We start from the raw sequence: 229 nt of genomic DNA, 5'->3' as shown, positions 1-229 counted from the left end.
TGTTGTATTTGGAATCAATGTTCCGCCACTTAAAGCAGTATACCAAACAATATTAGATTCGTTTAACTGAATACTTGCAAAAGTTGGCAAAGTGGACTGACAGAAGTTTTGTGTTCCTGCAGTTACTAAACTTGGCGTTCCAGGATCTGTTACTATTACGGCAACTTCCAGTCTCAATGCACTCTCACAAAGTGAAGTTGCATCTTTTATCGCCGCATAATAAGTACCA

General features: G+C 38.9%; 1 protein-coding gene. It reads right to left on the bottom strand.

The window, feature by feature from the left end:
- Window positions 1-229 (bottom strand): hypothetical protein (locus tag NJT12_RS24965; RefSeq protein WP_271338811.1); only part of this gene is annotated, 229 nt, incomplete at both ends.

Source organism: Flavobacterium azizsancarii (assembly GCF_027980145.1).
Lineage (GTDB): Bacteria > Bacteroidota > Bacteroidia > Flavobacteriales > Flavobacteriaceae > Flavobacterium > Flavobacterium azizsancarii.
Note: the sequence above shows the minus strand (reverse complement) of the source record. Positions and strands in the feature narration are given on the sequence as shown.